Annotated in this window: 23 protein-coding genes; 22 read left to right on the top strand and 1 reads right to left on the bottom strand. The window is 41.4% G+C overall.

What is annotated here, in order from left to right:
* The first annotated feature begins 39 nt into the window (after positions 1-39).
* The 22 genes from B3139_RS05195 to B3139_RS05090 all read left to right on the top strand — a co-directional run bounded on the left by B3139_RS05195 (position 40) and on the right by B3139_RS05090 (position 25,219).
* Positions 40-1,911, top strand: a complete 1,872-nt coding sequence (locus tag B3139_RS05195; RefSeq protein ID WP_293880476.1) for a type VI secretion system Vgr family protein — start codon at positions 40-42, stop codon at positions 1,909-1,911.
* 3 nt (positions 1,912-1,914) lie between these two features.
* On the top strand, positions 1,915-2,961 hold the full coding sequence (locus B3139_RS05190) for a DUF2931 family protein (RefSeq protein WP_293880474.1): 1,047 nt from the start codon (positions 1,915-1,917) through the stop codon (positions 2,959-2,961).
* A gap of 5 nt (positions 2,962-2,966) precedes the next feature.
* A complete protein-coding gene (locus tag B3139_RS05185; protein ID WP_293880472.1) occupies positions 2,967-4,301 on the top strand; it encodes a T6SS phospholipase effector Tle1-like catalytic domain-containing protein in 1,335 nt (444 codons plus the stop codon).
* Positions 4,302-4,342: 41 nt separating this feature from the next.
* Positions 4,343-4,525 carry a hypothetical protein gene (locus B3139_RS05180; protein WP_293880470.1) on the top strand — a complete coding sequence of 61 codons (183 nt, stop codon included), beginning with the start codon at positions 4,343-4,345 and terminating at the stop codon, positions 4,523-4,525.
* Positions 4,522-5,532, top strand: coding sequence for a hypothetical protein (locus B3139_RS05175; protein WP_293880468.1), 1,011 nt, complete (start codon positions 4,522-4,524; stop codon positions 5,530-5,532). Before B3139_RS05180 ends, B3139_RS05175 begins: the two co-directional genes overlap by 4 nt.
* A 2-nt stretch (positions 5,533-5,534) precedes the next feature.
* Positions 5,535-6,005, top strand: a complete 471-nt coding sequence (locus B3139_RS05170) for a DUF4280 domain-containing protein (RefSeq protein ID WP_293880466.1) — start codon at positions 5,535-5,537, stop codon at positions 6,003-6,005.
* Between the two features lie 9 nt (positions 6,006-6,014).
* Positions 6,015-8,996, top strand: a complete 2,982-nt coding sequence (locus tag B3139_RS05165) for an OmpA family protein (protein WP_293880464.1) — start codon at positions 6,015-6,017, stop codon at positions 8,994-8,996.
* Between the two features lie 64 nt (positions 8,997-9,060).
* Positions 9,061-10,002 carry a hypothetical protein gene (locus B3139_RS05160; protein ID WP_293880462.1) on the top strand — a complete coding sequence of 314 codons (942 nt, stop codon included), beginning with the start codon at positions 9,061-9,063 and terminating at the stop codon, positions 10,000-10,002.
* Positions 10,003-10,053: 51 nt separating this feature from the next.
* Entirely contained in the window at positions 10,054-10,653 is a 600-nt protein-coding gene (locus B3139_RS05155; protein ID WP_293880460.1) for a hypothetical protein, read from the top strand.
* A 5-nt stretch (positions 10,654-10,658) separates the two neighbouring features.
* Positions 10,659-10,922, top strand: coding sequence for a hypothetical protein (locus B3139_RS05150; RefSeq protein WP_293880458.1), 264 nt, complete (start codon positions 10,659-10,661; stop codon positions 10,920-10,922).
* A 183-nt stretch (positions 10,923-11,105) separates the two neighbouring features.
* Positions 11,106-12,134, top strand: a complete 1,029-nt coding sequence (locus tag B3139_RS05145) for a hypothetical protein (protein WP_293880456.1) — start codon at positions 11,106-11,108, stop codon at positions 12,132-12,134.
* 156 nt (positions 12,135-12,290) lie between these two features.
* Positions 12,291-12,995 (top strand): hypothetical protein, encoded by a 705-nt coding sequence (locus B3139_RS05140; RefSeq protein ID WP_293880454.1) that lies wholly within the window; start codon positions 12,291-12,293, stop codon positions 12,993-12,995.
* Between the two features lie 121 nt (positions 12,996-13,116).
* Positions 13,117-13,524, top strand: a complete 408-nt coding sequence (locus tag B3139_RS05135) for a hypothetical protein (RefSeq protein WP_293880452.1) — start codon at positions 13,117-13,119, stop codon at positions 13,522-13,524.
* Positions 13,525-14,003: 479 nt separating this feature from the next.
* On the top strand, positions 14,004-14,531 hold the full coding sequence (locus B3139_RS05130; RefSeq protein ID WP_293880450.1) for a hypothetical protein: 528 nt from the start codon (positions 14,004-14,006) through the stop codon (positions 14,529-14,531).
* A gap of 3 nt (positions 14,532-14,534) precedes the next feature.
* Positions 14,535-15,029, top strand: a complete 495-nt coding sequence (gene tssO, locus B3139_RS05125) for a type VI secretion system TssO (RefSeq protein ID WP_293880448.1) — start codon at positions 14,535-14,537, stop codon at positions 15,027-15,029.
* 45 nt (positions 15,030-15,074) lie between these two features.
* Positions 15,075-16,031, top strand: coding sequence for a PKD domain-containing protein (locus B3139_RS05120; protein ID WP_293880446.1), 957 nt, complete (start codon positions 15,075-15,077; stop codon positions 16,029-16,031).
* 13 nt (positions 16,032-16,044) lie between these two features.
* Positions 16,045-18,438, top strand: coding sequence for a type VI secretion system protein TssR domain-containing protein (gene tssR / locus B3139_RS05115; protein WP_293880444.1), 2,394 nt, complete (start codon positions 16,045-16,047; stop codon positions 18,436-18,438).
* Entirely contained in the window at positions 18,438-20,945 is a 2,508-nt protein-coding gene (locus B3139_RS05110; RefSeq protein WP_293880442.1) for an ATP-dependent Clp protease ATP-binding subunit, read from the top strand. Before tssR ends, B3139_RS05110 begins: the two co-directional genes overlap by 1 nt.
* A gap of 120 nt (positions 20,946-21,065) precedes the next feature.
* On the top strand, positions 21,066-21,512 hold the full coding sequence (locus B3139_RS05105) for a hypothetical protein (protein ID WP_293880440.1): 447 nt from the start codon (positions 21,066-21,068) through the stop codon (positions 21,510-21,512).
* Positions 21,513-21,517: 5 nt separating this feature from the next.
* Positions 21,518-22,903 (top strand): DUF5458 family protein, encoded by a 1,386-nt coding sequence (locus tag B3139_RS05100; RefSeq protein WP_293880438.1) that lies wholly within the window; start codon positions 21,518-21,520, stop codon positions 22,901-22,903.
* Positions 22,904-22,913: 10 nt separating this feature from the next.
* Positions 22,914-23,345, top strand: coding sequence for a GPW/gp25 family protein (locus tag B3139_RS05095; RefSeq protein ID WP_293880436.1), 432 nt, complete (start codon positions 22,914-22,916; stop codon positions 23,343-23,345).
* Between the two features lie 14 nt (positions 23,346-23,359).
* Positions 23,360-25,219, top strand: coding sequence for a hypothetical protein (locus B3139_RS05090; protein WP_293880434.1), 1,860 nt, complete (start codon positions 23,360-23,362; stop codon positions 25,217-25,219).
* 81 nt (positions 25,220-25,300) lie between these two features.
* On the opposite strand, the gene B3139_RS05085 is transcribed toward B3139_RS05090, so the two are convergent.
* Entirely contained in the window at positions 25,301-26,251 is a 951-nt protein-coding gene (locus tag B3139_RS05085; RefSeq protein WP_293880432.1) for a hypothetical protein, read from the bottom strand.
* Positions 26,252-26,295: the final 44 nt, after the last annotated feature.

Here is a 26,295-nt window from a genome sequence, read left to right as displayed (position 1 = left end):
AGACCGTCTTTTTTTGTAAACTCTATGAACAGCTAATTTATGTATTTTGATAAGCCAAAATTATTGATTGAGATGCATATTGACGGAAAGGAAGTGTCGCATTTCCTTTCGTTCAATATTCGTCAGCGTTTTAATGCCCACCACGAGTTTGAACTCCGAATAGAGCACGGTAAGCTCGGTATTCCGGGATTGATTAATTTACAGGATAGCCGCGCTTATGTAGGGCGTACACTGGCGATTTCTTTTGGCTATGCGCAGGGAAACATGCAAAATTTTTCGGGCATCATTACCGAAGTCTCCTTGACGCAAAACCATGGTTACCAAGGGGTGTTGCAAATTAAAGGCTACAGTCCTACCATATTGATCGATCGTGGCAAAGACCTGGGGTCTTATTATGGGAAATCGCTCGGCGATATTGTCAAGCTGGCAACCCAGGATGTCGTACAGAACGATCTACATATGCATGTTAACCCGAGCCGATCTGAACCGATTGATTACCTGATCCAATACCGTGAAAGCGATTTTGAATTTCTCAACCGCCTATCTGCAGAGTACCTCGAATGGTTTTACTACGATGGTGAGCGCCTTCATTTTGGCAAACCATCGGACTTACCCACTGGAAAGGTGACCTATGGACGTGAGGTGAGCCGGCTTGATTATGGTATACAAATCCGCCCTGTAAACCACCGCCGCTTTAGCTATTTGCCGCAGCATGACCAGTTGTTGGAAAGTACGAGCAACGTCAAATCGGATGGTCATCCGGATCAGGTTTTTGCCATGCAGCGGGCTTCCGAAACCTTTAGTAAAGTGTTTAGTCAACCCCTGGACATCCGTGTGGATACACAAGGTGAACTGCAGCGTATCGTGCAACATCAGGAAGAGGCCAATGTAGGGCAGCTGCTCCAGGTGTCGTGCGACAGTGATTCACCGGCTATCCGTCTTGGTGCGCAGATAGAAATTGAGACAAGCCTGCGTCAGGACCTGAGCTTTGTAACCGATACCCTCGGTAAATTCCTGATTACCGAAGTGGAACACCACTTTGATGATGTGGGCCGCTATACCAATCGGTTTAATGGCATTTTAGCGAGTACAGAACGTATACCGGTGCGCGAATATATACGGCCACAGCCAGATATGCAGATGGCAGATGTCGTGGACAACAACGACCCCAGTGGTCAGGGAAGGATACGGGTGCGTTTCAAGTGGCAGTGTGCCAATAATGACGAAACAGAATGGTTGCGCATCATCACCCCAAATGCAGGTACGGGTGACCGGGGTGTCAATAGGGGGTTCCTTTCGATACCCGAAATTGGTGATCACGTCATCGTGGCTTTTGAAGAGGGCAGCGTAGCGCGGCCCGTGGTAATGGGGAGCTTATACAACCAGAGCACGGCCGATAGTACACCGCAGATTCAGAACCACCTTAAGAGCATCACTACGCGATCGGGTCATCTGATCGAGTTTGACGATAGCCAGTCTACACAGGGTATTAAGATAACGGATATTAAAGGAAATATTGTTCATATCGATAGCCAGGGTAGCAATGTAACGATCACCGCACTGGAAAATATGACGTTGAACTGTAAGAATATGCAGATTAACGTCACTGAAAATATGGATGTGCAGGTAGGTAATGACCAAAGTACGGCTGTTGGCAACAATCAGACCGTATCTGTGTCTAAAGATATCGCAACTACTGCAGGCAATAACTATTCGCTCACCGCTACCGGAGATATTAGTGAAGATTCGGACAATCGCACAGAAATTGCCAGCAAAGATTTTAATCGACAATCCGAAACATCAAACGAGCTGGCATCGGAAATGACGATCTTTAGCAATAAGGAAAACATGACCTTGCAGAGCGGAAAAACAATTGAGATAAACAGTGTCGAGAAATCTAAACTTTTTTAGCACATGCGTAAAAGGAACGACATAGATAAGATCTTTTTACTCCTGTCCATGCTGATGAGTATGATTTCGAGTTGTCAGGAATCAAAAATGAGTGAAAAAAAATACATATGGAGTGGGGCTCTTGTCGCGCCCAAAGAATACCCGGTGGAAATATATGATGGGGCTTTGATTAGTGAAGATTATACCTATCGTTTTGGTCCGATCTATGGAATTATACAGCAAGGCTGGAGCGTACAGTCTAAGGGGATGGGATCGCCGGATGAGCCCGTAGCGCTTCCGGACGAACTGCAGATGACCTGGTATGCTATTCAGGAGGAAAAATTCTATACTGGAAAATGGAAGCTGGATAAACAGCAGCTTACCACCATCTGGGAAGAAGGAGCGATAGACGTCCGCACACAAAAAAAAGATGATTTTAAAACTTTGATTGTTGGCCTTGCTCCAGAAGGGAGACTGGCTCTTTGGGCGGACGGGCAGCGGCAGGTATTGTTAGCCATGTTTCAGGCACATGACACCACCATAACACAGGAAACGGCACATGAGGATTTCGAACACTTCTTCAGGAAGGAATATCGCGACGCAGCCTATAAACCTCAAAAATTATATGGTGATGAACTGTATGCCACTTTGGAAGGCCAGGGTTGGCCAAAGCCACAGCTGTATATGGAATATAATAAAAAATATGCATGGAAATTTGCTGTAGACGGCATTAAAATAGGCCCTAAAGATTATTTTTTTTATCAGTGCTTCAACGGCGAGCGGGATATGCCTTTGAATACAGACAGTGCCAATACGAATCTGCCGAAAGCGATTCCGGAGCATGTATATGTAAAATGGGCAGATGGGGATAAAAAGTATGGGGTTGCTGACGTAAAATTTAAGTATGAGATTGTCAAAAAAGCATTTGAGGAATTTGAGCCGACGGAAAAGATCGACTTGCTCTTTGAAATAGATCCTTCGGCCAATGTGCTGAATACCTATTTGCGCTCATCTTCCAAAAAGATAAAAATTGTGGGCTACGAACCGGCTTTGGTCCGGGTCGATAATTAGATCGTATGGCAAACGTTGAATTTAAGGAATATAATCCACCGCCAAGGAATACGCCTAAGCAATACAGCGTGACGATTGATATATTTTTTGACGGCACAAAAAATAACAAGAACAATACCGATGCGCGCCGGACGGGGCATAGTTCCTTCGCCAAATATGGAAAGTCAGACGATGAGTCCAGCTACCAGAATGACTGGTCTAATGTAGCGCGGCTTTGGGAGAATTGTACCAATGCCAACCGGCTCTACATTGAGGGAATAGGAACCACCGACCGCCAAAAGGATTCGACTATGGGCTATGCGTTTGGTTCGGGTTTTACGGGTATCCGTTTTAAGGTGCGTAAAGGATGTGAACAGTCCGCTGATATTATCAAAAGAGTGTTCGAAGAAAATGCGGGTAAAGTGCTTCGGCAGATTATTTTTAATGTGTACGGCTTTAGCCGCGGTGCGGCGGCAGCCCGCAATTTTGTCTACGAGATCGGCAAGGCAGCCTATAAGGGCCGAAAGGTAGAGGCCGAGGGAATAACGGCTTATTACGACGGTGATAATATGCCTGCCCGCGAGGAAATGCCTGCAGGAGGGCACCTTGGCTATGCCTTGAAGCTTAAAGGGATTAATTTAAACCCTGCTCATGTGATTGTTAATTTCCTCGGCATTTTTGATACCGTTGCTTCCTATTCTGAACTTCCGATACCGCGCTTTTCTAACGATATCGCAGAACTCAATCTCAATACGCTTGGAAAGGCACAACATGTGGTGCATTTTACGGCCCGCGATGAGATGCGGGAGAACTTCTCGCTTACGCGTACGCCGAAAGGAATTGAAAAGGATCTGCCAGGAGTGCACTCCGATATCGGTGGAAGCTACCTCAGTGGGCCAGAAATCAAACAGGAAATTGAGACGGCCATGTTAAGAGGTACATTGGAGCGACTGCGCGATAGATTGATTGCCGACGGTTGGTATAAGCCCGGTGAATTGACTATTACCGATGGCTGGTACTGGGCATTGCGGGGTGAGAAACGTATGGTTCACAAAGAATATAGCTTTATACCGCTACATTTTATGGGACAGTTTGGTAAAGACAACAATGCCGCGTTGGACCGCGGCAAAATGGAGGCTAAATATTCGATCAGCGGACATGCGGTACTGCAGAGCACAAAGTCCAAATTGAGTGCTTATGTCTTTAACGGCGCAGCTTATCCGTACGGTGGCAAACAGTTAACAAGTGCTAATTTGAATGAACTAAAAGCGCTACGTTATGGTTATTTCCATCGATCGGCGCGTAGAGAAGGTATCGGAATGGATCCAAATAACAACTGGCAACGGGTGGAGTTAAAATAGAAACGTTATATCATTTTTTGAAATCCGGGAGAGGAGGTAATATGGCAATTTTAAAACAAGCAACGAATATTAAAATAAATGTGCAAGCAAAATATAACTTACAGGTTACTGGGAAGGTACAGAAGCTTGCTGATAAGCTCAATGCGGAAGCGCGTGAAGGAAATTTGATATTGGCGAGTAATAAAAGGGTGCATGGTCGTGGAAACAAGGAGGGCGAAATATGACAAAGAGATTCAGTTTGTTGGTTGATGATGATTCCCAGGGCGTTGGTTACCAATCGCCTTTGCTGGAAGCTAATAATGAGCAGAACAGTATTCCAATATTGAAGCAAATCAAATTCCAGCAACTGAACCTACAATGGCCGATCAATAGTTGGCGAAAATATGGCGTGCAAATAGATTTCTCGGAGGGAGATGAAAAAAACGAAATTAAATTTGAAACGGTAATTACGCGTTTGGATGACCATTCTACGGGCGATCGTGTTGTTGAGATCAACCGTTCTGAGGATATATGGATCAATGAGAAGGAACCCGATTTGGTGATGGACAAATTGGCACACGAAACCGGAAAGGTGATTTACCCACTTCAGCTAAGGGTGAACGCTCTTGGGGAAGCGATAGCTATAGAAAATCACCCAGCGATAGTTAAACGCTGGACAGAGACGAAAAAGAATCTATCGAGTTATTTTGAAGGTGAATTTTTTGACAAATATATTTTCAAAACTGAAGCTGTCTTATTCGATCTCGACCGTTTTACTTTTGCTGTGCTCTATCGGGACTGGTTTATGCAAAGCTATTTTCTTCCGATTTTTAAAAACTATGGCGAAGATAAAACGCGGCGGGATTATTTGAAATTTCCGTTGCCTGCAAGTTTCGCAAATCCGGGATTTTTTACCCAACAGACTATTGTCGGACACACAACCGATCAAGGAGCAATTGAGTTAATCCACCAGGGCGAGCTAAAAGAAGACGAAGGTTTAACAATTCAGAAATATAAAGGTAATTATGAAGCACTAATCAGATTGAACCCTTTTCACAATCATATAGTGGCTTACAAAGGGCAGTGGAACATTAGAGAGCATGATAAAGATATAGCTGTAGGAATAAAATATTTTGAATTGGACAATCCAGCTCTTTTTTCAAAAAATAATTGGACTATAGCAAATCAATCTCAGGCTGCAGAACCTGAAAAAGAAAGACAAGGGAGTTTTTTAAAGAAATTATTTGATTAACTATGGCAGAAAAACATGTAGTCGTACAGGGTGCCGAATGTATGTGTAAATTCGGTACCAGCCCTGATAAATTAAAAGTATTGAAGAATTCCAAGGAATTTGTAAACGATAAAAATGCCACAAAAAAGAGTATCGCGAGTACGGTAGATCTAGGTGCCACGTTTGAAAAGAATATGTTTGGATCTTGTTCCAAGCTGAATAACAAACCTTGCAATGCAGTGGTATCCGAATGGTCCAATTATTACCAAGATATTATTTTAAAAAATGGAGGAAAGATACTTTTGGAAGATTCCAAAGGGGCTTGCCCTATAGGTGGAAAAGACTGTATATCTATTGTGCAACATGGACAGAAGGCTGAACCGTCTGATGAGAACAAAAAAAATGCAAACGAGAATGTACAGAGCCAGTTAAATCCAATGGAGATACCTGATGAGCTTTCTACAACAAGTCAAGAAGAGGTTATTGATGCTTAATTCGTATTTATGGCAAAGAAAGGTGTAAAGAGAATTGATGTACTCCCCGGAACTCCGCTAATAAGCAAGAACAGTTCGGTCATTGTGATACCCGCCGCTACAGCTATCAAGTTTCAGGTAGCAGAATGGTTTCCGGGAACATCTGAAGCCGAAAAAAAAGGTGAAGTATTCTGGATCAGGCAATCGGAAAATAGAGGTGTGGATTATTTTAAGCAAAAGAAAAAATTCAACGACTATAGTTTATCAATTCCAAAGAGCTTGGCGGGGGGTACGCGGTTTTATTTGGAAGCGAGTTTAACCGGCTTTAAAGATAAGGAAATTACTGGGGTATTTGTTCGCGCTTACGCGCCCTATCGCGTGGTGAAATCCTATTGGAAGGAAAACACACCGAGCAACAATCTACAGATTCATAATGGCAATCCCACACAATTCAACCGTCCGCTACTGCTCAATCTTGTTATGGAAGGTGTCAATGATTATGAATGTATCGTGGAGATTTATAATTGTGAGGCAAACCTGTTTTCAGCCACCGATGATCAGCTCGTAGGTACCTACACACGAACTGTAAAAAATGGCGAGTTAAATCTGGAGATTGCTGCTTCGGAAACCATGCGATGGAAAACAAAAATGGGATTTAAGAAACCCAAAGAACGCTTTTACATTATGATCAGGGTTAAAGGGCAGAAGGGATATATTAAAGATACCACACCTAAAGAAGATATACGGCATGCAGTACATCTGTATATTCTCAACCAGGTCGGCGTTTGGCTAGAACCCGTGATGCCAAAGACCAATAAAGTTGTCACAGTAAATGAGAATGAAGCCAAGCCGCAGAAGAATGACCACTGTAAATTTCAGACAATCAGTGTTCATGATCGCGAAAAGGTGACGATTTTATTTAACGAGAAAGACCCGAAGACTTTCGCTGTAGCGGAAAAGAATTATCGCTTTTCATTTGATCTTTTTTACGGCACGGATCAGTATGAAGTGCCGCAGGAATCAAAAGCTATATTGAATAATATTGTAAAATTCTTAAAAAATAATCCCCAGATATCCGCGAAGGTTGAGTCCTTTGCAGATATACGTAATACCCATGAATATAATCAAAACTTAACCGATAAGCGTGCTAACCGCATCTTGAGCTACCTGTATACCAATGGAGTAAGCAATCGTTTGACAGTAGGTTCGTATGGTGAATCAAAAGCCAAACAGTTCCAGTATTTGACGAATGAAGACCGCCCGATACATAAAATTAACCGTAAGACGGCGATTTCCTTTGATCTGAAAAATCTCAAACGTATTTTTTATAATACTATTCTCCCTAATATGGAGCAGCAGACCGATCTGTCTATTTATATAAAAGGCTTCGATACGGCGGGATGCTTATTTAAGGGCGATAAAAAGCATGATAAGAATAAAGCCAAATACCTTGAATTAGTCAACGTCAATCAAAGCCGCGAAGCGGTTAAGGATATCAGTATTTTAGGTGAAAAGCTGAATATAAAAGTGTTTTCGTTTGAAGCAGGTATGTTTCCTACTCAGATCGCATTGACTCCAAATCGGTATGAATTACGCATCAATTCCTGTGCTTATTTTCCAGACAAATCGCAGACTACTGTTGTCGTAAATGCATTTACGGACGCGGTATGGATTATACACGCAGTATATGATTATACCGGGAAATATCCTTTGAACTGCCGCGGGACTGCAGTGGATACGCCGATTGTTCGCGGTGTAGCGGGGTTGATGGAAAAGGCACAGCCGTATATCGATCTCTATCTTAAGGTGCTGGCGTATTTTCCAATGATGGGACCCCTGCATGGTGAACTTTTGAAATTGGTGATCGAGTACTTTAAGTCCGAGGCTGAGATGTACGGTTTAGGCTATGGAAAAAAATGGAACTTTAGCGGAGGTAAATTTGGGAAAGAAGAAAGCTATGCGCAAGGTAATCAGGATCTGGTTGAAAAAGGGATATTGACGCTCACCATTTTGGTTATGATTGTCGAAATAATTATAGCGGTATTGACAATGGGAGAATCTGCAGCGACAAAACTTCCAAAGCTTAAAAAATTGGCTAAGGGAATTAAGAAGGTGCAAGATGCCGGAAAGAAAGTCACCGACCTCGGATTTGATTTTATATTTCCGAAAGTTGCATTTACCTATGGCTCATACCTCGAAAAAGTGAACAAAATTGTTCATTTTGTCACACAATTTAATATCAAAGCAGACCCTGTGATCGGAATAAAGTTTGCTAAGAAATTGGAATTAAAAGATTTATTGGCAAACTCCTTTATACAAAATGATAAAGATCTAGCCGATTCTTTAGAAAAAGAAAAAATAAATCGCGATGATTTGTTAAAAGATAATTTGAAAAAAACTGCTCGAAATAAATTAGCTGGTAAACTAACGGATGGTATAGGTGAAGGATTTCAGACATTATTAGATGAAGCAGGTGTAGACGCTAAAATCAGTATTTTCTTTTCAGGAGAAATTAAACAGGAATACCAGCTAAAAGTGTCCGCACCTGCTAGCTACGAGCAATATGATGGCAAGGTCGAGGTGAAAAATCAGCTCGTTTCTGGTTTTAATAACAGTGCCGGTAAGTCGATCGGTGAATCTTCCATTAAAATGAAAGGCGAATTAGAAGCAAAAGGTAGAGTTTACTTGGTCGGCTGCGTACCTATAGATCCTTTTTCTGCCCAGCGTTATTTTGGGAATTTCGCTACCCGTATCGATGCTTTTCTTTCTGCAAGTATGGAATCTCATTTTAATCATACACGCACTTGGAGTGCAGGCGATCGCGAGGGGCTTTATTACCAAGATACGATTTATTTTTCGGGTATTAAAGGCAGTGTGCAGTTGGGTGTGGATTCCAATCGTGGAGATGATGACACATGGGATGTTGCCAATAAAAAGGCTAATCTCATCAATACTGAATTTAATTTGTTTGGTGAACACACATTTAAAATGCCAAAAATTCAATTTTTATAACATGAAGAACTTGTTTATATTAATCCTCCTTGTGACTTTGTCATGCCAAAATACAGTTAATAATATGATTACAGCACCCATAACCGAATCCAATCCAACGGTGATTACGGCTGATAATGCCTTGTCCGTAAAAGAAAAATTGATTAAACATTTTCCGAAAGAACCTTTATACTATGTCTACATGGATCATGAGCAGTGTTTTTTCGAGATATTGGTCAATGATATTCCGGCATTTCGTTATTTTCAGGATGGTGGGATTATGTCTCCTGTGATTTTAAACAATTATATCGCTAAATCGGGCAAGCAGAAAATCACTTATCGCCTTTACCCACAGACGTCACGCGAAAATGGGGAAGGATTTGAGACTTTAACACCTTATACCCGATTTAATTTAACACTTTATTCTCGGGATAACGCAGATACCCTGACGAGTTTTGATAAACGGATGAAAATATTGGAACAGCCCAATCTAAAAAAGGAAGACGGCAAAACTTTTATTGGAGCAGGTTTACCATTTTACGAATACACCTTAGAATTTGATGCCAACGTACCGTACGAACAATCGCCATCGCTCGAAACAGCTGTTGACTTAAAATCTATGGATAAAGAACTATTGGAAAAGAAGACAGTGGAGGCCTACCGCTATTTGGGAAAATTAATAAGCGATAAAAACAAGGATCAGTACTTTTCACTGGTGTTCAATAGTGATATGCGGCAATTACAATCAGAGTACTATACATCCGAGCATTTGAAAGAAAATGGTAATGATGATTTATTTTATTTTAATACTCCATCTTTTAAGATCGAGCCATTAGCGGATTATGCGATGAAAATCTATGGAAATGGAAAGCTTGTATGTTTGGAGCATACTTCAATGGATACAAGACTTCAGGGAAGGTCTTCCATCTGGGGAAAATATAATGCGGAAGAGGGTGGGGTACGTGTGCGCTTTCTGCGGATATTACTTTACCTACCGAAAGGAAAAGATACATTTGAAATTTGGTAAAGAAAATAGGTAGGCATAATGGTTATGATAATGAATCACAATAATGCAACTATGAAAATAAATTTATTAATGCTATTATGTGTTATTGGTGTTACATCATGTAATTCTCAAAACAGAAATGATTTATTGTCCATGCATTTTGATCAACCTATAACTGTATTGATCGGCGAACATAAATTAGAACAGTTTCAAGATCCGAATTATGGGATTTATACCTATAAAACAGATCAATTGGATGGTTTTAAAATTGCAGACATAGATCTTTCAACCTATAAATATCCAAATGGGCCAGTAGCAGATTTTAATAGAATACAAATATATGTAGACAGTCGGACGTCCAAGAAATACTTAGGCTTCAGGTATACAACAGTAAGACAGGATGAGATTCAGGAATTGATTGCCTCTCTTAAAAAAAATTATCCTGAATTTGAACAAAGAAAAGATTCTGCAGGTGACGTTTATCTGTGGGACTTAAAGTCACTGAATGCCTGGTTGTTTTACTATCCGAATCATTCTGTTGATGGTAATGGTAAAGATTTCCTGAATTCAAATTTCTTTTATGTGAAGAAAGGGACTCGTCTGGACGACTCAAAAGACAGTTCAATCCCTACGATTTGGCAACAGATAGATGGCTTATATCCTAAAGATTAGAAGGTATGCAAAAATCATATTACAACTTGGATTTTGGAGCGACGATGTGCGAATTTCAAAATAAGGTAAATAATTTTGCGGTTTTTATGTTGAATATTGAAGGTATTGTTGTATCTGAAATACCGCTAAATGGTGGGAGATTTGGAAGCGGAGAACAGCAGCTTGAAATAAGGGCGTTACCATTAGATGGTGAGCAAACGCTCCATCCACAGGCGAATTTTCATTATCAGGTAAAGGCTGTTGACGTCAATACCGGAAATTGGAATTGATTCAATCAAAGCTGATATTGAAGCTGGATTTAAGATGATGGAACTGGATCAAAATTGTATCTCCGCCATGGTTTTGGAAAATAAAAAAACATAGGAAGAACTTATCATTGACCTCTGGCTCTGTGAAAATACGAATAAAACGTTGAGTATTTTTTAGTCGTCAATTTTTGGTAGTTTAAAATTATGGGTAAAAATTATTATAGCACTAATTTCAGTTTTTCTATGTTGCTTACCATCATGCTGGAAATATCTTGTGTCGGTACTGGTGAGAAAATTGCCCGCCCACCAATTACAGAATCAAATCCGACGACTGTTTCGGTGGGTAATGCCCTGTCCGTCAAAGAAAAGATGATCAAGCATTTTCCGATACAGCCTTTATACTACATTTACATCGATCACGAGCAGTGTTTTTTCGAAATCCTTGTGAATGATATCCCAGCATTTCAATATTTTCAGGATGGTGGTATTATGTCGCCCATAACTTTGAATAATTATATAGCTAAATCCGGAAAACAGAAAATAACTTATCGTCTCTACCCGCAGACGGAACGTGAACATGGCGAAGGGTTTCAACAATTGACACCGTTTACCCGATTTAATTTGACACTTTTCTCGAGAGATAATAGGGATACAGTTGCTGGTTTTGATCACCAAGTTCAGTTGATAGACCATGCTAATTTAAAAAAAGAAGATGGTAAAACCTTTATAGGAGCAGGTTTACCATACTATGAGTATACAGTTACTTTCGATGCTTCAGTACCGTATGAAGTCCCTGCGCTAGCTAACGCAACGGATTTAAGCAAATTACCGAAAGATGTGCTTGAAGAGAAAACACTTGAAGCTTATAACTATTTTAGGGATTTGATAGCAAATAAAAATAAAGATGTCTATAGTGCACTAGTTTTTAATAGTGATGTGAGGCAGATTGTAAGCTTATATCAGGATGAAAATGATGTCCGTGAAGGTGGGAATGAAGATATGTTTTATTTTGACAACCCTACTTTTAAAGTCGAGCCTATAAAGGATTTTACCTTAAAACTTTATGGAGATGGGAAGCTCGTTTGCCTGGAGCATAGTTCATTGGACTTACGCCTCCGGGGTGGTTCTGCGATTTGGGGTAAGTATAAAGGAGATACAGGTGGTACCTTTGCGCGTTTTTTAAGCCTGTATTTATACATCCCTAAAGGAAAAGACTCCTTTGAAATTTGGTAAAGAAAAATAGGTAGACGTAATGGATATGTTAAGGGAAGGATTAAAATTAGGTGATGTAATCTTTTCGACCTATAAATATCTAAAAATTTTCGACTGCAGAGTCTTTAATCACGGTGCTAAAAAAGGATAATTGATGGAAAATTATAATAATAAACGATGAAACAACTAAAGTTTATAGGTGCATTATTTCTCGTGTTAGTGCTAACGTTATCGTGTAAACCTTCGAGCAACCAATCGAAAGGAGTTCTAGACACCACGAATAAAACTAACGTTAGTATACCCGAAAGAACAGATTTGAAAGTAGTAGATCTAATTGATATAAAATTGTTAGAGCCGTTTGAAGATATTAAAAATTCAGATGGATCCACGCTGAAATCAAATGGGAAGAAATATGAAACCATGAGTGGGTTACAAGCGGTTGGGTACAATGCAAATGCTGTTTTCACATTCGATAATGTAATTTTGAGTTCGTCAGAACATCCAACTGAAATAATTTTTCATTTTGAAAAAGGCTCTGCTGTCTTGAAATTCGTTGAAGTCAAAATTAGTGATGAAAAGATTGGGAAATCTTTATTGGTAGCATTAAATCGTAGTTTCGGAAAACCAAGTTTTGAACAGAATACAGACAAGGACAATGGAATGGGGGTTGACGAAAATGGAAACGCAATCTCTAGCGCTAATTATCCCAAGCAAAACTTTATGGTTTGGGAAAAGAGCGACAATAAAAAAAGTTATTTTGTTTTACAGCACAGCGACGGTGGAGCGAAAGTGACGGAACTGACTATTTTAGATCCAGATGAAAAATTTGCAAAACAATTTATAAGTGTGCGATCCTTTGATTGGTATAATAACCATTATTAATGCAAATATAGCGATAGCAAATGCTAAACTAATTTGATTTTACGAATACACTTTAGAATTTGATGCCAACGTACCCTACGAACAATCGCCATCGCTAGAAACAGCTGTTGACTTAAAATTTATGGATAAAGAACTATTAGAAAAGAAGACAGTGGAGGCCTACCGCTATTTGGGAAAATTAATAAGCGATAAGAACAAAGATCAGTACTTTTCACTGGTGTTCAATAGTGATATGCGGCAATTACAGTCAGCGTACTATACATCCGAGCATTTGAAAGAAAATGGTAATGATGATTTATTCTATTTTAATACTCCATCTTTTAAGATTGAGCCATTAGCGGATTATGCGATGAAAATCTATGGAAATGGAAAGCTGGTATGTTTGGAGCATACCTCAATGGATACAAGACTTCAGGGAAGGTCTTCCATCTGGGGAAAATATAATGCCGAAGAGGGTGGGGTACGTGTGCGCTTTCTGCGGATACTACTTTATCTACCGAAAGGAAAAGATACATTTGAAATTTGGTAAAGAAAATAGGTAGGCGTAACCCTTTTAAAACACTTTACTAAAGAGGCAATGAAAACTAGTAAGGCAGTTAATACGTTATCTAATTAATATAAACTTAATATTGAATTAAGAGGAATTGCCTGTCAAAGAGTTATAAACATAGCTGATAGCAAATGTAAAATCTTATTATAAATAGATTGTTGAAAATGAGTGTTTTATTGCGTATTTTTTCCATTAGCTCATATAGAATGCGTACAGCGACACGCTTGTGAAACGGAAAGTAAACCCTAGTGCTGTAACGATAATCCGATTAAACCCAATAGTTTAAAGATTTGTGGCCTGTTTTTTGCTTTTTATGATCGTGGGTAATTTAACTATCGTGCTAGTTTGAATACCCCAATGGAAAGGATGGTCTTGTCATTAAGATTATCTTATCCTCGTGTAGTTTTATTAATTATCCAAATTGTGAAGTAATGTGATTTTAGAATAAATTGTGATCCATGAAGCCTATAAACCAAAAAGAGATAAATGCGGCATACCGCAAATTTATCATTTCATTCACCTTCCTACTGCTGATAGCATTATCCAGCTTATTCCTCTATTTAAAAGCTTCTGAAAAAGAATATGTGATCTTAAAAGAGCAATATGAAGAAGTGGAAAATTTAATGAACGCCCGCACGGATATCAATAGACAATTTGCGCAGATCAATCAATATTTCAGAGATATTGGTCAAGGTGATGCCGATATGTCTGCCGTAGCACGAAAGCGGGTGCTCCAAAATGAAATTGCAAAAGGATCGGGACATATCGGAAGAGTCATCGATGGCCTGAAAGTGGATAGCAGCAGAGCAAGCCTAAAGCTTTATCGCAGATTGAATAAAGATATCCTATTGGTATCGCGCCTACAGGATTCTTTATTTTCCACTAAAAACGTCATTGAAAGCAAACGAATGCAGCTTCAAAGTTGTATTACCATGAATAATCAGATTAACAAAGTTGTAAACCAAGGTTCTATAGTAGGAAGATAAAGTATGATTAAACTAAGCTTAGTCGAACGACGTGAACATTTTTTGCTGCTGGTGGCCGCGTTTGTATTGGCAATGACATTATTGGGGTACGTTTTATTTTACAGCGACGGTCCGCGATTTGCCATCTCTAAAGAAGATCTTGCCCTCCGTATACGTGACGATCAAAAGTTTGAGGAATCAGCTAATTTGGCTTTAAAATATGTTGATAGCGCTTCGGCACAGATCAAAAGATTTGATCCGACCGTACAGGCCGTTTTTATTGAAAATGATATTAAAAAGACCTTCTCGGACATTAATGCTTTGTACGCACAAAATAGCTTCGACAGTCGATATAGTATTTTTGCACAAGGGGCATTGTTTTACGAGAATTATTACGTCGACAGGCGGGAGTTGAAAGGTAATCTCAATGATATCGAGCGCATTTCCAAAAATCTCGACGACTGCATTGTGAACCGGAAACAATTGCAGCAAACGATCAATATGATGAATTCACGCTAATTGCAAATTTTGAAAGTCATTTTTTAATTAATCAATTGTAACTAAATGGATAGGAATTTTATTGAAGAGGGCGACGAAAGGAATGTCTCAAAAAGCAACCCTCGTATTTACTTGTTTATCATTATCTTTTTGGTCGTCGCTCTTTTAGCAGGGTTGATTTATTTCTTCAAGGTCTATACGCGATCGGAAGAGAAGATTAGCGCCAAAATTAATAAAACTGAAATCTACCTAAATGAAGATCTGATTTATGCCGACAACACCAATGGCGCTAAAAAATGGCTCTGGGAATTTGGAAACGGCGATAAGTCGACAAAGCAGCAAGGTACTTACCGCTTTAATAAGGTTGGGTCTTATGTGGTCAGACTTACCGTGAATGAGAATTTGCGTGAACAGTTTTTCGTTTCGGTAAAAGACAGTGTGGTGCATTCGATTGCACAGGATACCACATTGTTTATCAGTGGTTCTACAAACGGTATCGTGCTCGAAGAGATCCGTTTGGAAGCAAATGGCCCTGGTGAAATATTCGAATGGTGGTTTGGTGAAACCGGAAAGGTGGATGCAATCGGTAAATCGGCTTTGTATACCTATACGAAACCTGGTGTTTATCAGGTGCGGCTGCGCTCGGATAAAAGTTCGAAATTTGCTACACACAACATCCGTATTGTTGACCCAGCAGCAGACATTAATCAGCTGGTGACCCCGGGCAAAGGAGCGCAGGATGCTCTTAACGATCTAAAAGAAAAAATTCAGGATATCGCCAATGGAGCCGATTTTAATTCAAAATATAGTTACATCTTATCGAAATACCTCTGTGGGGACGAAAAAGTGAAAGTGAATGTCGAAATGGATGGGCAGAAAAAGCAGATGGATATTTACGCGTATCTGATGGGACTCACTTTTTCAAAAGGGGTTACTATCAATGAAGTCACAGTGGAAAGCGCTTCGACGCCAAACGCTACAAAAGAATGTCCTACTTTAATTAAAGTTAAACAATCAAAATAAAGCCAAGCGTTGTATGAAAATAGTTAACTCTTTTCGGTTTTGTACCTTATGCCTGGGCCTGCTGTGGGGTGCCCTTAGCGCAAATGACCTCCTCGCGCAGTCTGCGACCTCATTTGGCGGATCTGTGGTCGGACTGCCTATTCCGTACCTTGAGCCTAATGCTTCGACATCGACCAAAGAATCTTTCGATAAATCTAATCTCCCTTGGATTGTTTTTTCGGATAGAAACGACAATCATACCAGCACTTCGCCGGGTGGTACGCTCATGATGGAAAAACTTTCTTTTATGCAGCCATTTTATGTGTCTGAAGAGAAGGATGGTTATGTTAAACTGCTGCGGTTTAGCGATAATATGGTACGCGGGCTTAAGCTGAAAGATAAAAAACGTGTGGAAAGTGTGGGTTGGATAGCAAAGGATAAGTTATTGCTTTGGCAGCGTTCTTTTGTCGATGTAGCAACCCGATTTCCCAATAAAGCACTCACCATTATCAATGACGTAGAGCCTTTACTGAATGGACAGTATTATTTCGATAAAAAAGATTCTATTTTTGTTTTTGACGGACCTGATCTTAAAAATGGGAAATCTAAAGTTGCCCTTCATAATTACGTGTATATCTTCAAGAAATCTGATGACGGCAAGCAGTTTTTAATTGGGTCGGCGGATCAGTTTGTTCCCCGCGAGGCAGCAAAATATATCAAAGGCTGGGTGTCAGCATCGGTCGTACAAAATTGGGGTCATCGCCTGTATTTTGCGCCCTACACATTCGAATCACCGCAGGCCGATACCGTGGTGGCAAAGATCAATAAGAATCGTATCGATGGATTTGAGCCTTATAAGGTGGACCCATTGATAGATACTGCGAATATCACCATGCTCGGTTTGCCTGTGCGCACCGTTGATGATTCGGGCATTGCTACACATTACGCGGTTGATGTGTTCAATAAATCGAATAACAAGGTGCTTACCATTAATGGGGCTGAACTGACTTATCCTGGATTAATCAATCTGATCAAAAACAGGTCGAAAGTCAATATTATTTTTGTAATCGATGGCGGAAATGCCATGCGTAACCATTTTGCCAGTCTTACCAATACCATTCTAGGGTTTGAAAATAGTGTCGAACAGGTCTTTAACAAGCAGAATGTAAAATATGGAAGTGTGGTGTTCCGCAACCCATCGTCATGCGGTGGAAGAAGCGCCTCGTTGGAGCTGACCGATGATTTTCGTAAGCTGGTGGGATTTTTACGTGACCAATCCAAAATAACCAGCGAATGTGATCGTGGAAATGCGGAGCAGCCCCTTTTTGATGGGATCGCACAGGCCACCAACTTGGTTAAGGATGTGGCGCAGCAAACAAATCTTTTCGTGATTGTTGGTGCTACCGGCAATTTAGGGGGCGCAAACAACAGTCAACTGTCTTCAATAGCACGCCGTGTAGCCGATGTAGAGGGTCGAATGGTGATCTTACAAGCTTACAATAGCACACCAACAACATTTAACGATTTTATTGTTCAATCTCGAAAGCTGGTCTCCAGTGAAGCCTATTATGCGGCTGAAAGGCGAAAATTTCAATTGGTACGTGGAGAAGCTTTCGGTAATCAGTCTTATGATTTTAACTTGACAGATTCGATTTCCTACTACCTTGATTTTCCGAAAAATAGCCTTATTCAGGGTGGTGTGGTGTTCCCAACAAGGGGTTCGGCATTAAATAATAAAAGTTTCAATGTAGCATTCTATCGTTTTATGGACGAAACCCGGCAGGATATACGCTCGCATATCCATAGCTTAGATAGTGCTTTTAGACTGACTGGTATTGAAAATGCGAATGTTAATCCGACCGTGGCCAAATTATTAGGAGGAAAATTCAATAGGGATGTCGGTGAAGGGATGCCGCACAATGCATTCAAATTTGCGTCTACCCTGAAATTCAGTCCGGATTTACAATATCAGCTTACCAAAGGGCTCGATTTTGATTTGATCCTGAACGCAGGCGAGTTCAACGAATTCAGCAGTATGCTGTCGGTTATGAGTGGAGATAACTTAGTGAAGGATGACAATTCTTTCCGTAAAAAACTATATGATAACTATATCGACGAATATAAGAAAAAATGGCCGATGTATTCTGCCCGTGATGTAGACAAATGGACATTAGGAAAGTACTTCTCCGTCATGTTGGGTATTCCATTGCTCCACAATACATTTACCGACATGAAAGTGGAAGCATTAAAAAATAAGAAAGAGATGTCGCTACCGTCATTCGAAGAGTACATCGTCTATTTACAGAAGGTGATGGCCATGACGCGCACTTATGCTCAAAATCAAGGTAAATTCTTCTCCAACGGCGAGCAATATTACCGGGTACGTGGCAGCTTTTTTAATATGAACACCATTCAAACGGCAAATTAATGACGATTAGTAATTTTAGTGAATCTGTAAAATTGGCAATTCATATTGCACAGGCCTTGGCGGAAGAATACCATCAAAACCAGTTCGGCCCAGCGCATCTGTTAAAAGCTTTAATGCACAAAGATGTCGGCTTGAGACAATTTGTACAATCGATTGACAAAGACGACCAATACATCTCCGAATGGGCCGAAGTGCGTATGGATGAACTGGAGCGATCCAGCAACGTGCCACCTGCCGAGGAAATCAGAGGGAATGAAGCTGTGGTGCGGCTGCTGGACGAAGCCGACCTGGTACGCATTAAACTGGGACTCGATCTTATCACACCCATATGTGTATTGACTGCCATATCAAAAGCGGGTATTGCTTTTGACGTCAATCAGTTGAAATCTTTTCCGATCAAAGAAAAGGAGATCTATGATCTTTATATTGATCAAAATCAGCTGTCACAGGCGGTATCGGGTGCTGCTGAAAGCAGTAGCACCCAGAGCGGCGAGCCAAGCGGCTTGCATAATGCCTTGCATCAGTACTGTATTGATCGTCTGCAGCTCGTGCGTGAAGGAAAATCCGATCCGATAGTAGGTCGCGATCGGGAGATTCGCATGATGCTCGAAATCCTCTGCCGCCGCAACAAACCCAACGTAATTATTGCTGGCGAAGCAGGCGTGGGTAAAACAGCGCTTGTGGACGGCTTTGCCATCGATATCGTGAGTGGACATGTGCCTGAACAGCTCAAGGCAGCACAACTTTTTGAGCTTGACCTCGGAGCTCTCATCGCAGGGGCAAGTTACAAAGGTGAGATAGAAGACCGGCTGAAGAAAATTATCGCAGAAATTAAGCGATTCGATAAGGCGATCTTATTTATTGATGAAATACATACGCTTTTGGATAGCAAGGGGCCCATCGGTTCTGGCGCGGGAAATTTGCTGAAACCTGAATTGGCCCGTGGTGAGATTACCGTAATCGGTGCCACCACGCTAGAAGAGTATCGAAAGATTATTGAGCCTGAACAGGCCTTCAGTAGACGTTTTGAATTGCTGCAAATTGCCGAGCCAACGGAAGAGAAAGCTATTAAAATGCTTGAAAAGGTATTGGATAGGTATGAACAGCACCATGAATTGAAGGTAGACAGCGCCGCACTTCCCGTAACAGTGTCGCTGGCAAAAAGATACTTAAAGGATCGCCATCTGCCTGATTCGGCATTCGATCTTATGGACCGTAGTATGGCGGCACTAAAGCTTGCGCAAAGTGGTTCGCTCAGCATCCTTGAGCAGATAGACGACGAATTTCAGCATCTCAGAGCTGAACTGCAACAGAAGAGCGAGCGGGAGCAGTTTGATGCATATAAGTGGCTTACTGAAGCGCTGTTTAATAGGTTGAGCCCCATTCTCTTGGGAATGTTAAATGAAGAGGAACGTTATGAAGACCTGGAATCTGCTCAACACTATGCTGACTTTCTTGTACACATCATACCACAGTTGAAAATGCATGCGGAACAGTTGTCCGATACGCTCACCAAGCAGGATGTTGTTGCGGTGATGGCGCATAAAACTGGAATTCCGATGGGAAAACTACAGGCCGGAGAAAAAGAAAAGCTGCTGCAGATTGAAAGTTACCTACAGAAGCGTGTCGTAGGGCAGGATCAGGCTATCAAAGCAGTGTCGGAGGCCATACTGGAGTCGAGAAGTGGTTTGAATAAAAAAGGCCAGCCCATTGGCTCTTTCTTCCTTTTGGGACCTACAGGTACCGGGAAAACAGAACTTGCAAAATCCATAGCCGAGTTTCTATTCAATGATGAGAAAGCAATGATCCGCTTTGATATGTCGGAATTTAAGGAGGAACATAGTGCGGCATTGCTCTATGGAGCTCCGCCGGGTTATGTAGGGTATGAGGAAGGTGGACTGCTGGTCAACAAAATCAGACAGCAACCTTATTCGGTTTTGCTTTTTGACGAAATCGAAAAAGCACATCCTTCGGTATTTGATACATTCTTACAGATACTGGACGAAGGCATGATGCACGACCGCTTAGGAAAAGCTGGTGATTTTAGCAATTCCCTGATTTTATTTACTTCTAACATTGGGAGTGAGTGGATTGCTGGACAAATCGATGCGGGTAAGGGCTTCCCAACGCATAATCAGTTGATGGAAATCATGACCGCCCATTTTAGGCCTGAGTTTTTGGCGCGTATTGCTGAAATTGTGCCTTTCGCGCCAATATCTAAAGATAATGTCGTTAAAATCTTTGATATTCAACTCCAACAGCTCATTCAGCTGCTCGACAAGCAGGGGGTTGATCTGCTCGTAACTGCCGAAGCCAAGCAAGCTATTGCGATGAAGGGCTTTACGCCCAAATACGGTGCAAGGCAGCTGGCCGCAGGTATTCGCAATGAACTGCGGCGTCCGATTTCAAAAATGCTTATTGCAGGCGAGTTGAATAAATGGGACATACTGACGGTCGGCTGGGATGCAAGTCAGGAAATTCTCACATGGGAAATAAAACAGAAATAGCTGTATGTTGTTTTAATACAGTGTACTAACGCGTTGGCTGGCGGTATTCTGTTGATATTTTAGTATATTGTAATTAGAATAGGACAAATTAATTAGAGTATAAACTTAATTTTTAGATATATGTTTGAGTACGAAATTGGTGGAAACGAAAGGAAAGTTGAGACTTCGGAATCCATTGTGGACATCTCGTTCAATAAAACGATGTTTATTCAGAAATTGACCGATAATGAACCTTTGCGTCCAGAGAAAGTAGAAGGACTAAAGAAAGTGGAGGATGTATTTGCGCATTTCAAGCCAAGTGTGGGCGTATCCTTTGAAGATGAAGACGGTAGCAGCGTTCATGAACAGCTGAAATTTCAAAATCTGGGGGATTTTTCAGCAAAGAATCTAACGATGCAAAGTGATTTTTTGTCTAATCTAAGTGTTCAAAAAGATCTTTCTGCAAGTGTGATTAAACAGCTGAAATCGAATAAAACTTTGAAATCTGCCATTGAGAATGCCGAAACAAAGGCTGCATTTATCAATGTGCTGAAAAATTTTATCGCTGAATTAGAAGCTAATAAATAGGACCTATGGCAAATACACAAGAAGAAAAGGCGGCACAAGCGGGTAGCGCTGCCGGATATAAAGAGGTAAAGGATCGTGCAGCTACCGAAAGCTTGCAAGAAAGTTTGGATAAGCTGGTGCGTGTGGGGGGCTTTGATCTATTGGAAGCATCGGTGGATGGTATCCAAAATTTAAATCCGGAACGTAAAGCACGCAAGCAGATTTTTTTGAGCGATGACCAAAAAAAGAAGGAACGTGAACAACTTAAGAAGAAGATGGAACTTTGGGTAGATCTGTTGGAAAATTCGGATTCCGTTGCTTCTATGGTGGATAAAAGCGCTGAAAAGCTGAAGGTAGCCGAAGAGACATTGAACCGCAATTTGGGAACGGCTTTGGAAGCAACCCGTGAGCTGGAGCAGGCTTATCGCTCTGTCCACTTGTTCTATAAGAACACAGAAGCTGATAAAGTGGACAATGTGGTCCTCATGAATGCCAGTATGGACCAGCTGACAGACCTGGACAACCCGCGTTTTATCGAATATGTGTCTGAAGAGTTTAAACAGAATTATGATAGGCTCGACCTGCGCGACAACTATTCGCTATTGGTGTTGCCAGGCTATCTAGGATCCAACAAGGTATTGGATCGATGGGCGAAAATTGCCAATGCGAATAAAGCGATGCTCGTCACCGATTTTGCGGATCTCGAACAGCCGGATGATGTGATTGACCTCTTCACATCTGGTAATTACACCAGCGCGGAAGCGTATAAATCCAACGTCATCATGACGACCAACTGGTTGATTGGACGGGAGAAAAATACCACTGTAGGCGAGGAGGAAGATCTGACTGTACCGGGCTCTGCTGCGCTGGCGGGAAAAATGTATTATACATTGATGTCGCAGGTAACCGCAGGAAAGAAACACGGTACAATCAATGAGGTTGATGGCGTAAAGTTTGACCTTAAGAAAAGTGAAATTTCGCATCTCGAACGTATTGGATTGGTTCCAATGGTGAATGAATATGGAAAGGTGATGGCATTCTCCGCCAAAACGTTATTTAATGGTGATAATATTGGCTTGCAGACTTACTCTGTGGTGCGTGTATTTGATTATGTGACCAAAGTCCTCTTTGATTTTCTGAACCGCAGAGCGTTTGAAAATTGGACGACCAAGACGGAAAAAGATTTGCGTGCGCAGATTGTAAAATTTTTGGACAGTATTCAAGGACCAGATAGATTGATTGAGCGCTTCAAAATCATGCGATTTGAACGTGATGATCAGCAAAAAGATAAAATTCATCTTGATATCCATATTACTCCATTCTTTCCTGCCAAAAGTTTTATGGTCAAATTGGATGGCTACAAGGGGGAAGATGAAAGCACAACATGGGCTAGTGAGTACAATCAGCAATAAATGAGTTTATATGGAATTTTACCTGGATAAACCTTTACAGTTAAACCTCCCAGTGGAGAATCAGCGGTTGAAAGAGTCTGATCTGGGTAAATCCATTTCAAACTATTTGGAGCTGATCATATTTACCCGAAAGGGAGAGCACCGCTTTAACGCCGATTTTGGATGTGCCATTTGGGACCTGGATTTTGAATTGATCGTCAGCGAGAGTCTATGGGAAGAAAAGTTTAGAAAATCACTGCTCGATTGCATTACGCGTTATGAGTGGCGCATCGCACAGGTGGCGGTCAAGGTCAATATTTCTGAAGTGGAAACATTCTTTCCAAAGCGGAAGGTAGCGGAGATCAAAAAGAAAGTAATGATTTATGTGGAGGGTAAGATGGTGGAGACTGGGGAGCGCTATGCATTCAGTACTTCGTTATTTTTAAGTCCTTTAGCTAAGTAGTGAGCAAAGAGCAGATGAACGATATTTTTTACTCCAGTAAGGAAGAGATTCGCAATAGGATCATTAAGAAGGCCCAGGAGCTTTGGGGAATCCAAAAGGTATTTGACTTTGATCCGGTGGTCCTTTTATTGATGGAAGTGCTGAGCAGTGAGATCTTTCAGGTGTCGAATGATGTGCGCGATTTTGAGAATCGGATTTTTGATAAGATCGGTCGTCTCTTGGCACCGGACTATCTGGTAGCGCCACTACCAGCTCATGCGATCTTGCTGTACCAACCTAGTGAAGCTGAGGCGCGTATAAGCCCTTACCTGCATATGAACATGAAGAAAAAAATTTCTTCTGTAGGCGCTTCAAAAGAGGAAAAAATGGTGGAAATGAATTTTTCCAGTTTGGAAGAAGTGCATCTATTTCATGGAAAGATCCGTTATATGGCTACCCCTATGCACCTGTTTGAAATACAGCCCAATGTAAAACGTTCATTAGGAAAATCGCTGCACATCAATACTGGGCATTCCATCTTTCTGGGTATAAAATGTTTGGAGTACGACCGTAGGAAAGCCTTTGCGGGTTTAAATTTCTATTTCGACTGGGGCAATTATCAGGTCAACCGGGAGATCTACAAAGTGCTAAACCTTGGAAAATGGCACCTGAATGGAATTCCCATAAAACACCATCAAAATAGATTTTTAAAACGGTCGGATCGCTTAGTGGATGAACTGTTTGACCGAAAAAATTACCTCTTTAACTTAAGTCAGGACATAGAGGGCTATTATCAGCAGCATTTTCTGACCTTGGACGATGAGCCGGATGCGGCTTGTTTTGGGAAAACTAGTTCGCTACCGGAGGAAATTGTAGCGCATTTTGAACAGCAGATGACGGATCACCTCGAGCAGGATCTGGATTGGATTCGTATTGACATGCCGACTTCCATGCCGGTGCAGCTGCTTGATGAACTCCATGTACAAATAAATGCATTTCCCGTTGTCAATAAGCGCTTGGTCGAAGGTAAGCATCGGGTGAAAGCCCTTAAAAACATTGTTGGTATCGAAACCGCACAGCTTGAACAACTACTGACGGTGGAAGAGGTATTGGATCAGGAGGGGGAAAAATATAGTGAAGTGCCTTACAACAGATCTGGTGTACACGCCGAAGCAGGGTTTTACACCGTGCGGCAGGGTGGAGTCGAAAGGCTTGATAATCGCACTGCCAAAGATTTGCTGGATTACCTGTTTGAACTGATACGGGATGAAAAAGCTGCTTTTGCATCTTATAATGCTGATTTCTTGAATGCTATATTGCGTGAGTTGGACAAAAACTTAGCAATGATACAGCAGAAGGGAAAGGCCCTGCATCTCCGGCAGAATGATTTCAAGCAATACATTGTGATGAATCCAAAAAATGATGGCGACCTTCTTTTTACAAAGATGTGGATGACCCAAGCGGAGCTAGCGAACGGCATTGCTGTCGGTACGCCTTTGCAGATCCAGTTGGGTGCGGTAAAAAATTATGAACAGCTTGTGTTTCTTACCACAAGTAGAGGCGGACGTTCGCGTCTCAACCGAAGGGATAGTTTGCAAGCTTTTAAATACAATGTGACCACCGGAGATCGCATCGTTAGTAAGAATGATATTATCAATTTCATTAAACTGGAACTCGGACAGGTGGTTAAACGTATTGAAATTAAGTCTGGAGTAATGATGGATGCCGATCCAAGAAAAGGGTTTCAGAAAACTACTGATATCTACGTGGAGCCTGATGGAAGCTTTGATCTGGAAGACTCCGAGTGGAATGAGTTATTGGAACAGGTGATGAGTAAGCTACAGGTGCGCAGCAGCATGGAGGTGCACTATCGTCTGCTACTGAAGACGCTATAAGTTGTTGTATAGCAAGTAGGCTGGCCCGTCGCGTAGGCTACAATGAAGTAGACTACAGTTATGTCGACTACAGTATATTGACTACAGGTATGAGGTGTGTCCCAATACAGTGTGGTTGTTGCCCTGCTCATCGCTTAAATAGCTATGTTTCACCTCTGGAAGGAGGTCATAGCGCAATTGTCGGTTTAAATGAGCCGGGAAAAGGTTGTCCAGCACCAGATGAATGATATATTCGTCTTTGGCGTTGGGCAGATAGTTCTTTAAAAGTTGGGGATAAGACGGCCCTATTGTGATGTTAAGATAGCTCTCATTGCGCTCAAAGTTCATCGTGGTCAAACTGTCGACTCCGAGCTGGCAATAGCCCAATGTACTGGGTGGAAGCCCGATTTCTTGCCAGTCGATTTTGCGGTCATGTGTTGCACGATGGATTTCAATGGGCATGTTGAGCAGGTTGCGCAACAGCTGTTGAGCATAAGCCATATCGTTTTTATGATTGTGGATTTCAGGGATAAAATGCATCCAGATCACACGCTGGCGCGGGCTCAGGCGGTGTAGTTCGGGAAAATTGGAGAGTAGTAGGTTGCTCATATCCTGATACGTTGTCTGCATATCAAGACGGCTTTCATATTGATCCAGTTGCGTCCGTAAATAGAACAGTTCGTTTTCGAATGGAGCGAAGAACTGACGGGCATTTTGCTCCTGGCGACGCTTGTTTCGAACATCCTGGATCATCACATCTTCGTCAAGAATTTCACTGCCAGCATGTAGGGTATGAAAGAGGCCTTCGGGAAGCATATCATAAAAGCCTTCACGGTTCATATGGATGCGTACAAATTCTTCATTGCTCGTCTCGGAGATATAAGGGCTGACAGATTGAATTTCTGTGGAGAATGGGCGACGGCTTGAACCGTCACAGGTAAAGATAATATGATCTGGATCTACGCCGTGCTGAATAAGATCAGCCGCCTTTTGGCTGGCCTTGATATCTGATGTCATGCTATTGCTGGTGAATAAACCGTCCTTTTTTTTCATAGAAATCATTTTTCCTTGAACATATAAGCCCAATAGATTGTTTT

The organism is Sphingobacterium sp. UBA1498 (assembly GCF_002325125.1).
Lineage (GTDB): Bacteria > Bacteroidota > Bacteroidia > Sphingobacteriales > Sphingobacteriaceae > Sphingobacterium.
This window is presented reverse-complemented; position numbering and strand designations above follow the sequence as displayed.

Excerpts from the sequence above, each read along its gene's own strand:
- B3139_RS05195 (WP_293880476.1), top strand. The coding sequence starts at position 40 with ATGTATTTTGATAAGCCAAAATTATTGATTGAGATGCATATTGACGGA.
- B3139_RS05190 (WP_293880474.1), top strand. The coding sequence starts at position 1,915 with ATGCGTAAAAGGAACGACATAGATAAGATCTTTTTACTCCTGTCCATG.
- B3139_RS05185 (WP_293880472.1), top strand. The coding sequence starts at position 2,967 with ATGGCAAACGTTGAATTTAAGGAATATAATCCACCGCCAAGGAATACG.
- B3139_RS05180 (WP_293880470.1), top strand. The coding sequence starts at position 4,343 with ATGGCAATTTTAAAACAAGCAACGAATATTAAAATAAATGTGCAAGCA.
- B3139_RS05175 (WP_293880468.1), top strand. The coding sequence starts at position 4,522 with ATGACAAAGAGATTCAGTTTGTTGGTTGATGATGATTCCCAGGGCGTT.
- B3139_RS05170 (WP_293880466.1), top strand. The coding sequence starts at position 5,535 with ATGGCAGAAAAACATGTAGTCGTACAGGGTGCCGAATGTATGTGTAAA.
- B3139_RS05165 (WP_293880464.1), top strand. The coding sequence starts at position 6,015 with ATGGCAAAGAAAGGTGTAAAGAGAATTGATGTACTCCCCGGAACTCCG.
- B3139_RS05160 (WP_293880462.1), top strand. The coding sequence starts at position 9,061 with ATGATTACAGCACCCATAACCGAATCCAATCCAACGGTGATTACGGCT.
- B3139_RS05155 (WP_293880460.1), top strand. The coding sequence starts at position 10,054 with ATGAAAATAAATTTATTAATGCTATTATGTGTTATTGGTGTTACATCA.
- B3139_RS05150 (WP_293880458.1), top strand. The coding sequence starts at position 10,659 with ATGCAAAAATCATATTACAACTTGGATTTTGGAGCGACGATGTGCGAA.
- B3139_RS05145 (WP_293880456.1), top strand. The coding sequence starts at position 11,106 with ATGGGTAAAAATTATTATAGCACTAATTTCAGTTTTTCTATGTTGCTT.
- B3139_RS05140 (WP_293880454.1), top strand. The coding sequence starts at position 12,291 with ATGAAACAACTAAAGTTTATAGGTGCATTATTTCTCGTGTTAGTGCTA.
- B3139_RS05135 (WP_293880452.1), top strand. The coding sequence starts at position 13,117 with ATGGATAAAGAACTATTAGAAAAGAAGACAGTGGAGGCCTACCGCTAT.
- B3139_RS05130 (WP_293880450.1), top strand. The coding sequence starts at position 14,004 with ATGAAGCCTATAAACCAAAAAGAGATAAATGCGGCATACCGCAAATTT.
- tssO (WP_293880448.1), top strand. The coding sequence starts at position 14,535 with ATGATTAAACTAAGCTTAGTCGAACGACGTGAACATTTTTTGCTGCTG.
- B3139_RS05120 (WP_293880446.1), top strand. The coding sequence starts at position 15,075 with ATGGATAGGAATTTTATTGAAGAGGGCGACGAAAGGAATGTCTCAAAA.
- tssR (WP_293880444.1), top strand. The coding sequence starts at position 16,045 with ATGAAAATAGTTAACTCTTTTCGGTTTTGTACCTTATGCCTGGGCCTG.
- B3139_RS05110 (WP_293880442.1), top strand. The coding sequence starts at position 18,438 with ATGACGATTAGTAATTTTAGTGAATCTGTAAAATTGGCAATTCATATT.
- B3139_RS05105 (WP_293880440.1), top strand. The coding sequence starts at position 21,066 with ATGTTTGAGTACGAAATTGGTGGAAACGAAAGGAAAGTTGAGACTTCG.
- B3139_RS05100 (WP_293880438.1), top strand. The coding sequence starts at position 21,518 with ATGGCAAATACACAAGAAGAAAAGGCGGCACAAGCGGGTAGCGCTGCC.
- B3139_RS05095 (WP_293880436.1), top strand. The coding sequence starts at position 22,914 with ATGGAATTTTACCTGGATAAACCTTTACAGTTAAACCTCCCAGTGGAG.
- B3139_RS05090 (WP_293880434.1), top strand. The coding sequence starts at position 23,360 with ATGAACGATATTTTTTACTCCAGTAAGGAAGAGATTCGCAATAGGATC.
- B3139_RS05085 (WP_293880432.1), bottom strand. The coding sequence starts at position 26,251 with ATGAAAAAAAAGGACGGTTTATTCACCAGCAATAGCATGACATCAGAT.